The organism is Streptomyces scopuliridis (assembly GCF_042790125.1).
Classification (GTDB): Bacteria; Actinomycetota; Actinomycetes; order Streptomycetales; family Streptomycetaceae; genus Streptomyces; species Streptomyces scopuliridis_A.
In genome coordinates this window covers 265525-278188 of the sequence record NZ_JBHTZS010000001.1, presented here as the reverse complement: position 1 = coordinate 278188, position 12664 = coordinate 265525, and the positions used below count along the sequence as shown (strand labels likewise).

Sequence of the window (12664 nt, the reverse complement as noted above, 5' to 3'; positions counted from 1 at the left end):
CGAGCCCGCCGACCGCCCCTTCGGGAAGGACTGAAGACCGTGCCACCCCTCGCGGTTCTCCTCGCCGGCCTCACCGGATCCGGGAAGACCACCCTCGCCCGGGCCCTGGCCGCACGCGGCTTCACCCGGCTGTCCGTGGACGAAGAAGTCCACCGCCTGCACGGCCGCTACGGCGTCGATTACCCCGAGGACACCTACTTCGCCCGCGAACGCCCCGCCCTGGCCACCGTCCGCGCCCAGTTCACCGCGGAACTGGAAGCCGGGCATGACGTGGTCCTGGACCACGGCCTGTGGCAGCGCACGGACCGCGACGCCTGGAAGGAGGCCGCCCGCACCGCGGGCGGCCTCCCCGTCCTGGTCCATCTCCCCGCCGGCCGCGAGGAGTTGCTGCGCCGCCTCAGCGAACGCAACCTGCGGGCCGACGCCAACGCCCTCGCCGTCACACCCCAGGCCCTGGACGACTTCCTCGCCCGCTTCGAGGCCCCGACCGCGGACGAGAACGCCCTCGCGTACCCCGGCGATGTCGAGAAACTGTCCGTGCTGCTGGAACAGGCACGGCACTCAGGCCACCCGCAGAAGTAGAAGGGCACGGCCCGCCGCCAAACCACCTCACCCGCCGCCTGCCGGGGGCCCAACCGTGAGGCGCGGACCGGCAGCCGGGGAACAGCAGTCGAATTCTCCCGTTCGGCGGTAACATCTGCCCATTGACAGGGCAGGGATGCGGCCCGGCCTGATTAACCCGGGTGGGTGATCATTCCCGGGTGCATTGGATGAATGCACCCCCGGGCCTCTAGGGTCTGCCTTTGTGGCTTCACTGAATTCCTGGGCCGATGCCCTGCAGCACCATTCTCCGGGACAACTCCTCATTCTCATGCGCGAGAAGATGGATGAGGCGAACGAGACCGTGAGTGCTCTCGCGCACATCATTGCCACGCTGGAAGGCATCGTGGCCAGCAACGCACTGTGGGAGAAGGTGGCCGTTCCCGAGCCCCGTGCCGCAGGGGAGCAGGAGTCCGGCGCACGAGCCTCAGCGGCGCCGGGCGAAACCTCCACCGGTGAGGCGGAAGACCTGGCCTCCCACGCCGAGGACAGCCTCGGCGCCCGGCAGCAGGCTGGACAGGCTGCCGCCCCGCAACCCGGCAAGCACGGCCGTAGGGAGCACCCCCCATGGCGGGTCCAGATCCTCACCGCCCTGGCGGCCGACCCGTCACGATGGTGGCCCGCCCAGGAACTCAGCGAGGCCGTCGGGGTGACCCATCACCGCCGGCTCCGCGGCATCCTCAGCGAAATGGTCCGCGAGGGCTACCTGGAGCGGCACAAGGAATCCGCGGGAACTCCCGCGTCCTACCGTCCGGCACCCCAACCCGCACCACAGGAGGAGACCGTCATGAGCGGGTAGCCCCTTAAGCCGGCACCTCCGGGATTGCCGCCCGGAGGTGCCGTCAAATCCACGACATCTCTCCTGAATCCACAATTCTTCGGATCACGTCGCGTGCTGGGGAGCTTAACAGCCCCGCAGACACGCAATTCCAGCATGCCGTGATCCGTCACCCGATCGTGTGCTCCTTTTCCGGAGTGTGGGGCGGTTGAAGGCAGTTGCTGTCATTCCCCAGTGTACTTTTTGCCGTGCTCGCGGCCCGGCCACAGATCCACCCCGAGTTCGGTTTCCAGACGTGCCACCGCGCCGAAGTCGGGCAACACCCGGCCTTTCAGGGTGCGTTCGACGGTGCGGCGGCTGACCCCGGTGATCCGCTCGACCGCGAACGGGTTCAGACCCCTCTCGCCGATCACCGTACGAAGACGGCGGGCGAACGCCTGCGCGTACACGGCGCTGACCGGCGCGTCCTCACGCAACCGGCCATCAGGCCACACTCCGTCGGCGAGGTAGCTGGCAGGGGCGTCGTCTCCATGGCTGCGCGGCACGACCCCACGGTAGCGGGAGGTTCCCGGCACACCGCTTTCTCGAATGTCTGTACGAATCACGTTCCCGCCTGGGAGACTGGTCTTGTAAGACCAGTCTTGTCCGGGGGGAGTCTGCTGTGCCGCGTGAGCTGGTCATGGGTGGTGCCGTCGTGACCGACGTGCCGACCGCCGTCGCCCTCTACGCCCCGAAGCAGGTGCCGCCCGCCACTTGGACGCTGATCGCGCCGTTCGTTCGCGCGTGCGTCACGGGCTCGCAGCCGGTGTCACCCTGGGCAGCGGTCCAAAGGATGTCCACGGTCACCCGGTTCTGCGACTGGGCACTGGATGAGTATCTGCCGCTGGACCGTGAAGTCCTCTTCACCCCCGACACCGTCGAGCGCTACGCGCTGACCGGCATGGGCGATCTCCAGGAATCCTCGCGGCGTACGCAGCGCTCACAGCTCTCCACCATCGGCCGGGTCATCACCCGCCGCGCCCCGTGGCCGCCGCGGAAGGCATCCCTGGCCCGCAACCGCCTCGCCATCCCTTACACGCCCGGGCAGGTCGCCGGATACCTCCAAGCCGCCGGACAGCAGTCCACCCCGCTGCGCACGAGGATCGCGTTCGGTCTCCTCACCGGCGGGCTCGGCGCCGGGCTGATGCCCGGCGAGCACCTGATCATCACCGGCCGGGCCGTCACCCGCACCGGCGACGGCACCACCGTGCTGACCGTCACCGGCGGGACCAAGCCGCGCCCCATCCCGGTTCTGGCCGCGTACGCGCCCCTGATGCGCACCCTCGCCGGACGGCACCCCGACGAGCCGCTGATCGGCGTATCCAACGACGCCGGCAAGAACCGCCTCAGCCAGCTGCTCTCGAACGTCGAGATCCCCCGCCCGCTGCCGCCGCTGAACGCCTCCTCATTGCGCACCACCTGGCTGGTCACCCTCCTCGCCGCCGGTGTGCCGCTGCCGGAAGTCCTCGCCGCGGCCGGACTGGCCAGCACCGGCACCCTGATCGACCTCCTTCCGCACCTGCCCCGCCTGCCCGAGGCCGACGCGCACCGCGCCATCGCCCAAGCGCTCACCGCGCCACCGAGGGCGGCCGGGTGAGCAAGGGCGGGGTGGGCGAAGCGGCCCGTGCCCTTCTCCCGCTGCACCTGACCAAGCTCGCCCGGCGCCTGTCCCGGGAACAGGCCCTGCGCCGCGCGGAGCTGCTGATCGAGCGCAGCGGCCTGTTCCCCGCGGTCGAGGCCGTTCTCCACCACCAGGTCGGCAAACCGAGGGAGTTCACCGCCCGTGCGCTGCTGACCGGTCTGGCCGTGCACGCGCTGCTGCTGGAGGAGATGCACCTCACCCGGGTCCTCGACACGCTGGCCGAGCTGCCCCTCGCCGCCCGCCGCAAGCTCGGCCTCACCAGCAGGGCCTCCTACCGGATGCTCTGGCACGCCTACACCCTCCTCATCCGCGCCCTGGACACCGACACCCTCATCACCCCGCACAACCACCCCAGCCAACAAGCCCGTTCGCCCGGTCTCAACGAGCGGGTGCCGCCGTGTCCGGACGGCTGCCCATACGAGCCCATCAGTCTGAGCGAGTTCGTGGGGCGGCTGCTGGACGCCTCCCTTCCCGGGGGCTTCCCGCTCACCGGGGTGATCGCGATCGACTCCACCGACTACGAGACATGGGCGCGGCGCCGCGCCTGGTCCCCCGAGCCCGACATCGCACCGGACCATGTGCCGGTACCGGTGCCGGCCGAAGACACACCGCTGCCGAGACGCAAGCGCCCACCGAACGAGCCCGGCTGGCCGTGCACCGGCGCCGACGGCCGACTCATGCACACCGTCGACCCCGATTCCCGCGAGGGCTACCGCTCCGGCACCAACGCCTCACCCGGCAACGTCTTCTGCGGCTTCGATCTCCACCTCGCAGTCAACGCCCGTACCCTCGGCGCCCGCGCACCCGAGGTGCCGTTCGTGTTCACCGCCATGCACCTCGCCGCAGCCGGATCCCACAAAGGCGACGCCGGCATCACGCTGATCGATCAGCACCTCGCCCGCCACCCGCACACCAGCGAGGTCATCGCCGACCGCGGCTACTCCTACTGCACCCCCGCCCAATGGGCCCATCCCGTCCGCGCCCGCGGCCTGGAGCCGGTCATCGACCTCCACCCGAAGCAGCGCGGCATCCACCCCGGGCCCCTGGCCGGGACGGTCATCATCGACGGCACCCTGTTCACCGACGCCCTCCCGCACCCGCTGCGGGACCTGCCCGGCTTCCCCATCGGCATGCGCAGCGCGGAGAAGGCCAAGCTCCGTACATGCTACGACCAGCGCGCCGCCTACGCGTTCACTCCGCACAGCCGCCCCGACACCGACGGCTACCAGCGCTTCAAAGGCCCCGCCCTCGCCGGACACCTCCGCTGCCCCAACCACCCCGCCTCCCTGCGCCTCCCGCACACCCGCCCCACCAGCACCTGCCGCCCCGGCACCCCATGCGCGTGCGGGAAGACGGTCACCCTGAGCCCGGACGTCATGGCCTGGACCCGCCAGCGCACCATCTGGGGCACCACCGCCTGGGCCGCCGACTACGGACGCCGCGCCGCAGCCGAATCAGGCAACGCCGAGATCAAGACCCACCGCCTCCACATGGACCGCGGCTTCACCCGCGTCTTCGGCACCACCAAAAACAGCGTCCTCATCGCCTTCGCCCTCGCCGGCCTCAACCACACCCTCCTGCGCGCCTGGCACACCAAACGCCAACTCCCCGACCCCTGGGCCACGTTCACAGGCGAAGAGACGATCGAGCCGGCCGCACCCGGACCGCGCACACGCGCCCGCCGCCGCGCAACCAGCCTCACCGCACTCATCGACGGCGCCCCACCCGGCTGAAGCTCCCCAACCGGACACCACCTCCACCCGCACCCCAAGCCGGCTCCGCCCTGCCTCCGCACATACGGACCGGGCACCAGCGGCTCGAGGCAAACCGACCATTCGGCCAACGTCAGTGAAATGAACAGGTAGAAGGTGGCCGTCGGGGCTCGTCAGCTCACCTCTGCCAAACAAGACCCCGAACGCCAAAAAGAACTCCCAGCCCGGACGAGTCCGCACTGGGAGTTCTGTGAAGCCAACCAGGGCACTTCTGTGAAATACCCTTCGTGTCCGAGGGGGGACTTGAACCCCCACGCCCGATAAAGGGCACTAGCACCTCAAGCTAGCGCGTCTGCCATTCCGCCACCCGGACGAGTGGTCGAACCGCGGTGTGCACCCGCGGCGACAGAGACAACGATACCAGGGGTACGAGGTGCCTCTCACCCGTATATCCGGTGGTCAGGGGTCCGTGGCCGGTCGCCTGCGAGGGTCCGGGGCCCATGGACGAGGTGCCTGATACGGAACGTCGCGCGCCCGGCACAGACCGTGCCGGGCGCTCCCCGAGGGTGGCGGGGAGCGCCCGGCGGTGGAAGGGGATGGAGGGGCTAGGGCATCAGGTGGTAGTCCGGGAAGTTGCCCGGCGGGCGCTCTCCCGGGGGGCCGTCCGTCACGGCTCGTACGAGCAGTTCACCGCCGACGAACGCGCCGCGCCAGGAGTGGCCGAAGCCGCCGAAGAGCTCGTCGCGGTCCCCGCGCGACCGGGGTTTGCCGTGGCCGGTCTTGAAGGCGCGGATCTGGGGGGAGAGCCGGGCGTACGTGTCCGGGTCGTCGGTGGAGAGGGTCGCGACGAGGGCGCCGTTCGAGGCGTTCATCGCGGCCAGCAGTTCCGCCTCCGTATCGACCAGGACGATCGTGTCGACCGGGCCGAAGGGTTCCGCGTGGTGCAGCGGGGAGGACGGGGGCGGGTTGAGCAGGGTGACGGGCGGGAGGTAGGCGCTGGTGTCCTGGCCGGGCAGGAACCGCCCCTCTTCCCGCGCTCCCTGGTACAGCGGGACAGCGCCACGGCTGATCGCCTCGGATACCTGGTCGTTCAGTTCCTTGGCCTTGGCCGCGTTGATGAGCGGCCCGAAGTCCAGTTCCGGCAGCGGGTCGCCGGGGTGCTCGACCGCGAGGGGGTGACCCAGGCGGATGGAGCGTACGGCGGGGAGATAGGCGGCCAGGAAGTCCGCGAAGAGCGAGCGCTGGACCACGAAGCGTGGGTAGGCCGTGCAGCGCTGCTTGCCGTAGTCGAAGAGTTTCGGGATGACCGCGGTCAGTGAGGGCCAGTCGCTGAAGTTCCAGATGCCCCAGGTGTTCAGGCCCTCCTGTTCGAGGATATGCCGTTTGCCCAGGTCAGCGACTGCCGTGGCGATTCTGGCGCCGGTGTCGCGGCCTCCGACGAAGGAGACGCAGCCGATCTCGGGCGCGCGCACGAGCGCCTCGGAGAGTTCGCCGCCGCTGCCGCTGACCAGGGTGAGGGGGATGCCCTCACGGACGGCGAGCGCGCAGGCCAGGGTCAGACAGGCCACTCCCCCGTCGGTCGGCGCCTTGGCGATCACCGCGTTGCCGGCCAGTGCCTGCACCAGCATCGCGTGGATCAGGACGGACATCGGATAGTTCCAGCTGGCGATGTTGGAGACGGGGCCCGTCAGCGGGGTCCGGTCCGCCAGCATCGGTTCGACACCGTCCACGTACCAGCGCACGCCGTCGATCGCACGGTCGACGTCGGCCTGGGCGAGCCGCCACGGCTTGCCGATCTCCCAGACGAGGAGGAGGGCGAGCAGTTCACGGTGTTCGGTGAGCGCGTCGAGCGTGGCCGCGACGCGGGCCTTGCGCTCGGGCAGTGGGACATCGCGCCAGGCGCGGTGTGCGTCCAGGCAGGCGCGCACCGCCTGCTGGGCGGTCGCGGAGTCCAGCCGGGGCGGACCGGCGATGGGGCTCCCGTCGACCGGGCTGGTGGCGGGCACCGCGCGGCCGTCGGACTGCCAGGAGGCGGCCCAGAGGTTACGTACACGGTCGTCCTGGAACGCCTCGGGCGCCACGGCGAGGCAGCGGTCCCAGGCGTCCGACCAGGCTGTGCCCGGCTTGAGTATCAGTTGGGGAGTTGTGAGGGTGGGTGCCATTGAGGGTCTCCGCTCTAGAGGGGCGGGAGTTGCATGGCTCGGCTCTCGTCCGTAGTGAATCGTGAACCGGATGGGGGAGGCACACACTCCCTTCAATTATGAGTGACGTCACCTGACGCCGCGAGGCGGTCGAGTACCAGCCGCGCGGTCTCCGAGGGGGTTGAGCCGACCCGCACGCCGACCGCCTCCAGGGCTTTCTTCTTGGCCTCCGCGGTGCCGGAGGAACCGGAGACGATCGCGCCGGCATGCCCCATCGTCTTGCCTTCGGGCGCGGTGAATCCGGCGATGTAGCCGATGACCGGCTTGGTGACACGCTCGGCTATGTAGGCCGCCGCGCGTTCCTCCGCGTCGCCGCCGATCTCCCCGATGAGAACGATCAGTTCGGTGTCCGGGTCGTTCTCGAAGGCGGCGAGGCAGTCGATATGGGTGGTGCCCACGACGGGATCGCCGCCGATGCCGACGGCCGAGGAGAAGCCCGTCTCCCGCAGCTCGTACATGAGTTGGTAGGTCAGGGTGCCGGACTTGGAGACGAGTCCTATCCGGCCGGGCTTGGCGGCGATGTCCGCCGGGATGATGCCGGCGTTGGACTGCCCGGGGCTGATCAGTCCGGGACAGTTGGGGCCGACGATCCGGGTGCCCCGCCCTCTGGCGTACGCCTGGAAGGCGACGGCGTCATGGACGGGGATGCCCTCGGTGATCACGACGGCGAGCCCGATCCCCGCGTCCACGGCCTCGATGACCGCGGCCTTGGCGAACGGTGGTGGTACGAAGACGACGGTGACGTCCGCGCCCGTCGCCGCCATGCCCTCGCTCACCGAGCCGAAGACGGGGACGGCTCGCTCGTCGAAGTCGACGGTACGGCCCGCCTTGCGCGGGTTGACGCCGCCGACGACGTCGGTCCCGGCGGCGAGCATCCGCCGGGTGTGTTTCATGCCCTCGGCGCCGGTCATGCCCTGGACGAGGACCTTGCTCTCCTTGGTGAGGAAGATCGCCATGGTCTGTCGCTCCCCTTGTCCGACGTCATCCGACGTTCGCGAGTACGGCGGCCTGCCTGGCCGCGCCGTCCATGGTGGTGACCTGTTCCACGAGTGGATGCGCGCGGTCCGCGAGGATCGTGCGGCCACGTGCCGCGTTGTTGCCGTCGAGGCGCACGACGAGAGGTTTGGTCAGCCGCACCGACTCCAGGGCCTGGACGATGCCCTCCGCGACGGCGTCGCAGGCCGTGATGCCGCCGAAGACGTTCACGAACACGGACTTGACCGCCGGGTCGGAGAGGATGACGGTCAGTCCGTCCGCCATCACCTGGGCGGAGGCCCCTCCCCCGATGTCGAGGAAGTTGGCGGGGCGGGCACCGCAGCCGGCGACCACGTCGAGAGTGGACATGACGAGGCCCGCGCCGTTGCCGATGATGCCGACCTCGCCGTCGAGCTTGACGTAGTTGAGCTTCTTGGCCGCCGCGGCCGCTTCCAGCGGGTCGCCGTGCTCCTCGCTCTCACGGTCGCCCCAACGCGCTTGTCGGAAGCGCGCGTTGTCGTCAAGAGTGATTTTGCCGTCGAGGGCGAGAATCAGCCCTTCTTCGGTACGGACCAATGGGTTGACTTCGACCAGAAGGGCGTCCTCCCGGACCACCACCTGCCAGAGCGCCTGGAGTACGGGGACGGTCTCGGGCGGCAGTTGGGCGGCCTCGGCGATCTGCGCCGCCTTCGCTTCCGTGACCCCTTCCGCGGGGTCGACGGGGACGCGCGCCACCGCCTCCGGGCGGCTCGCCGCGATCTCCTCGATCTCCATGCCGCCCTCGACGGAGGCGATCGCGAGGAAGGTTCCCGCGGCCCGGTCGAGAACGTAGGAGACATAGAACTCCGATTCGATATCCACTGGTTGAGCGAGCATCACCTTCCTGACGGTGTGGCCCTTGATATCCATGCCGAGAATCTGACGTGCTGTCAGTTCGGCTGCCGCCGGGTCGACCGCGAGCTTCACCCCGCCCGCCTTGCCCCGGCCTCCGGTCTTCACCTGTGCCTTGACGACCACCCGGCCACCGAGCCGGTCGGCGGCGAACCGGGCCTCCCGCGCCAGCTCCACCACCTCGGCCTCGGGCACCGCGATGCCATGGTCCGCGAACAGTTCCCTCGCTTGGTGCTCGTACAGATCCATGCCGGCTCCCTTTTTGACGAAAGTGCCGCACGCCCCCTGGACACCATCCACTGGATGCGGGATAACAAGCTTCATACAGTATTCGTCGACTGTATGCAATGTACCGCGAGGGCGACAGCCCTCCCCCATGCGAAGGGACAGGGGCCTCCTCATGCCTGAGAACTCCCAGACGACCGCGTCCGCCAAGGCGCTGTCCGGCGTACGGGTACTGGACATGACACACGTTCAGTCCGGCCCCTCCGCGACCCAGTTGCTCGGCTGGCTCGGCGCGGACGTGCTGAAGCTGGAGGCTCCGGCCGGCGACATCACCCGTAAGCAGCTGCGCGACATCCCCGATGTCGACTCGCTGTACTTCACGATGCTCAACTGCAACAAGCGGTCCATCACCCTCAACACCAAGACCGAGCGCGGCAAGGAGATCCTCACCGAGCTGATCCGCCGCTCCGATGTCATGGTCGAGAACTTCGGCCCCGGCGCCGTGGACCGGATGGGGTTCACCTGGGAGCGCATCCAGGAGATCAACCCGCGGATCGTCTACGCCTCCATCAAGGGCTTCGGCGAGGGCCCGTACACCAACTTCAAGGCGTACGAGGTCGTCGCGCAGGCCATGGGCGGATCGATGTCCACCACCGGCTTCGAGGACGGGCCCCCGCTCGCCACCGGCGCGCAGATCGGCGACTCCGGCACCGGCGTCCACGCCGTCGCCGGCATACTCGCCGCGCTCTTCCAGCGCGAGCACACCGGCCGCGGCCAGCGGGTCAATGTCGCGATGCAGCACGCCGTGCTCAACCTCTGCCGGGTCAAGCTCCGTGACCAGCAGCGGCTGGCGCACGGGCCGCTCGCCGAATACCCCAACGAGGACTTCGGCGACGACGTGCCGCGCAGCGGCAACGCGAGCGGCGGCGGACAGCCCGGCTGGGCCGTCAGATGCGCGCCGGGCGGCCCCAACGACTATGTGTATGTGATCATCCAGCCGGTCGGCTGGCGGCCCGTCACCGAGCTGATGGGCCGGCCCGAGCTGGCGGACGACCCCGAGTGGTCGACCCCGGAGGCCCGGCTGCCCAAGCTCGGCAAGATGTTCCAGCTCATCGAGGAGTGGACGAGCACACTGCCCAAGTGGGAGGTGCTGGAGAAGCTCAACGCCCGCAACATCCCGTGCGGCCCGATCCTCTCCACCAAGGAGATCATCGAGGACGCCTCCCTGGCGGCCAACGAGATGGTCGTCGAGGTCCCGCACCCTCAGCGCGGCTCGTTCACCACGGTCGGCAACCCGCTGAAACTCTCCGACTCTCCGGTTGACGTGGTCACCTCACCCCTGCTCGGTGAGCACAACGCGGAGGTCTACGTCGGCGAACTCGGTCTCGACGACGAGGAACTGCGACTGCTCAAAACGAACGGAGTCATCTAGCGGTGGACACCAACGAGGAGTATCAGAAGGCCGTACGCGCCGTCCTGGACGCCGCGCTGGCCGAGGGACGTACGGCCCTGACCGCGCCCGAGGGCAAGACCATCACCGACGCGTACGCCATCCCCACCCCGGCGGAGGGTCTCGCCGAGTGCGCCGACGAGGCCGTGGCCCTCGCCGACCGGATCGGTTTCCCGGTCGCGCTGAAGATCGTCTCGCCGCAGATCACGCACAAGACGGAGGCCGGCGGCGTACGGACCGGTCTGCGCTCGACCGCGGAGGTGCGCGGGGCGTTCACCGGGATCGTCTCCAACGCGCGGGCGTACGACCCGCAGGCGCGGATCCTCGGCGTACAGGTGCAGCAGATGGTGCCGTCCGGCACCGAGGTGCTCGTCGGCACGGTCACCGACCCGACGTTCGGCCCGATCGTGGCGTTCGGTCTCGGCGGCGTCCTGGTCGAGGTCCTCAAGGACGTCACGTTCCGGCTCGCGCCGGCGTCCAGGGACGACGCGCTGTCGATGCTCGACGGGATCCGCGCGGCGGAGATCCTGCGCGGGGTGCGCGGCGGCGCGGCCGTCGACCGGGACGCGCTCGCCGATCTGGTGGTCAAGGTGTCGCGGCTCGCGGCCGACTTCCCGGAGATCGCCGAGGTCGACCTCAATCCGGTGTTCGCCTCGGCGAGCGGGGTGATGGCCGCGGACGTGCGGATCCTGCTCGCCACGGAGCGGCCGGCCAGGCGTCGTACGTACACCCGCGAGGAGATCCTCGTCTCGATGCGGCGGCTGATGAAGCCGGCCTCGGTGGTGGTGATCGGGGCCTCCGGCGAGCCGGGCAAGATCGGCAACTCGGTCATGCGGAACCTGATCGACGGGGGCTTTCCGGGAGAGATCCATCCGGTGAACCCCAAGGCCGGTGACATACTCGGCCGTAAGGCGTACAAGAGCGTGATGGACGTTCCGGGCCAGCCCGATGTGGCGGTCTTCGCGATTCCCGCGGCCCTCGTCCCCGCAGCGCTCGAAGAGGCCGGCCGCCGGGGCATCCCGAACGCCGTCCTGATCCCCTCCGGCTTCGCCGAGACCGGCGAACACGCGCTCCAGGCGCGGATCGTGGCGATCGGCGAGGAGTACGGCGTACGGCTGCTGGGACCGAACATCTACGGTTACTACTCCACCTGGCAGGACCTCTGCGCCACCTTCTGCACCCCGTACGACGTCCGCGGCGGTGTGGCGCTGACCTCGCAGTCCGGCGGCATCGGGATGGCGATCCTCGGCTTCGCCAGAAGCACCGGGACGGGTGTCTCGGCGATCGTCGGCCTCGGCAACAAGGCGGACCTCGACGAGGACGATCTGCTGACCTGGTTCGGCGAGGACCCGAACACCGAGTGTGTCGCCATGCATCTGGAGGACCTGAAGGACGGCCGGGCCTTTGTGGCGGCGGCGCGCGCGACCGTACCGAAGAAGCCGGTCGTGGTCCTCAAGGCCGGGCGTACGGCGGCCGGTGCCAGGGCGGCGGGCTCGCACACCGGCGCGCTCGCCGGTGACGACGCCGTGTACGACGATGTGCTGCGGCAGGCGGGCGTCATCCGGGCGCCGGGCCTCAACGAGATGCTGGAGTACGCGCGGGCGCTGCCCGTGCTCCCCGCTCCGCGGGGCGACAACGTCGTCATCATCACGGGGGCGGGCGGCTCGGGCGTGCTGCTCTCCGACGCCGTCGTCGACAACGGCATGTCGCTGATGGAGATGCCGCCGGACCTGGACAAGGCGTTCCGCGCGTTCATCCCGCCCTTCGGCGCGGCGGGCAATCCGGTGGACATCACCGGGGGCGAGCCACCCGCCACGTACGAGGCGGCGATCAGGCTCGGCCTGGAGGACCCGCGGATCCACGCGCTGGTGCTGGGCTACTGGCACACGATCGTCACCCCGCCGATGGCCTTCGCGGAACTGACGGCCCGGGTCGTCGCGGAGTTCCGGGCGAAGGGCATACAGAAGCCGGTGGTGGCGTCCCTCGCGGGTGACACCGAGGTCGAGGAGGCGTGTCAGTACCTCTTCGAGCGCGGGGTGGTGGCCTATCCGTACACCACCGAGAAGCCGGTCGCGGCGCTCGGCGCGAAGTACACCTGGGCACGGGCGGCGGGGCTGCTGTGACCCACTCACCTGACTTCCACCGGCCGGT

10 protein-coding genes and 1 tRNA gene are annotated in these 12664 nt (G+C 69.7%); 6 read left to right on the top strand and 5 right to left on the bottom strand.

The annotated features are described in order from the left end of the window. Positions 1-39 precede the first annotated feature (39 nt). Both ACFRKB_RS01030 and ACFRKB_RS01025 read left to right on the top strand, forming a co-directional pair. Positions 40-582, top strand: a complete 543-nt coding sequence (locus tag ACFRKB_RS01030) for a P-loop nucleotide/nucleoside kinase family protein (protein WP_383102142.1) — start codon at positions 40-42, stop codon at positions 580-582. A gap of 289 nt (positions 583-871) precedes the next feature. After that, complete coding sequence (locus ACFRKB_RS01025; protein WP_383102141.1) at positions 872-1399, top strand: hypothetical protein; 528 nt, start codon at positions 872-874, stop codon at positions 1397-1399. 203 nt (positions 1400-1602) lie between these two features. On the opposite strand, the gene ACFRKB_RS01020 is transcribed toward ACFRKB_RS01025, so the two are convergent. After that, positions 1603-1923 (bottom strand): helix-turn-helix domain-containing protein, encoded by a 321-nt coding sequence (locus tag ACFRKB_RS01020; RefSeq protein WP_383102139.1) that lies wholly within the window; start codon positions 1921-1923, stop codon positions 1603-1605. A 116-nt stretch (positions 1924-2039) separates the two neighbouring features. On the opposite strand from ACFRKB_RS01020, the gene ACFRKB_RS01015 reads away from it, so the two are divergent. Together ACFRKB_RS01015 and ACFRKB_RS01010 are read left to right on the top strand one after the other, a co-directional pair. Next, on the top strand, positions 2040-3014 hold the full coding sequence (locus ACFRKB_RS01015; protein WP_383102137.1) for a hypothetical protein: 975 nt from the start codon (positions 2040-2042) through the stop codon (positions 3012-3014). Continuing rightward, positions 3011-4792: a hypothetical protein gene (locus tag ACFRKB_RS01010; RefSeq protein ID WP_383102135.1), complete on the top strand. Its 1782-nt coding sequence runs from the start codon at positions 3011-3013 to the stop codon at positions 4790-4792. The genes ACFRKB_RS01015 and ACFRKB_RS01010 overlap by 4 nt, the downstream gene beginning before the upstream one ends. Positions 4793-5059: 267 nt before the next feature. On the opposite strand, the gene ACFRKB_RS01005 is transcribed toward ACFRKB_RS01010, so the two are convergent. The 4 genes from ACFRKB_RS01005 to sucC form a co-directional block, all read right to left on the bottom strand. Then, positions 5060-5144: transfer RNA gene (locus ACFRKB_RS01005), tRNA-Leu, on the bottom strand. Between the two features lie 232 nt (positions 5145-5376). Next, a complete protein-coding gene (locus ACFRKB_RS01000) occupies positions 5377-6933 on the bottom strand; it encodes an aldehyde dehydrogenase family protein (protein ID WP_383102133.1) in 1557 nt (518 codons plus the stop codon). A 92-nt stretch (positions 6934-7025) separates the two neighbouring features. Beyond that, a complete protein-coding gene (gene sucD / locus ACFRKB_RS00995) occupies positions 7026-7928 on the bottom strand; it encodes a succinate--CoA ligase subunit alpha (RefSeq protein WP_383102131.1) in 903 nt (300 codons plus the stop codon). Between the two features lie 25 nt (positions 7929-7953). Next, positions 7954-9087: an ADP-forming succinate--CoA ligase subunit beta gene (gene sucC, locus ACFRKB_RS00990; RefSeq protein ID WP_383102130.1), complete on the bottom strand. Its 1134-nt coding sequence runs from the start codon at positions 9085-9087 to the stop codon at positions 7954-7956. Between the two features lie 151 nt (positions 9088-9238). On the opposite strand from sucC, the gene frc reads away from it, so the two are divergent. Then, complete coding sequence (frc, locus tag ACFRKB_RS00985) at positions 9239-10495, top strand: formyl-CoA transferase (RefSeq protein WP_383102128.1); 1257 nt, start codon at positions 9239-9241, stop codon at positions 10493-10495. A gap of 2 nt (positions 10496-10497) precedes the next feature. Beyond that, complete coding sequence (locus ACFRKB_RS00980; protein WP_383102127.1) at positions 10498-12636, top strand: acetate--CoA ligase family protein; 2139 nt, start codon at positions 10498-10500, stop codon at positions 12634-12636. The last annotated feature ends 28 nt before the right edge of the window (positions 12637-12664 follow it).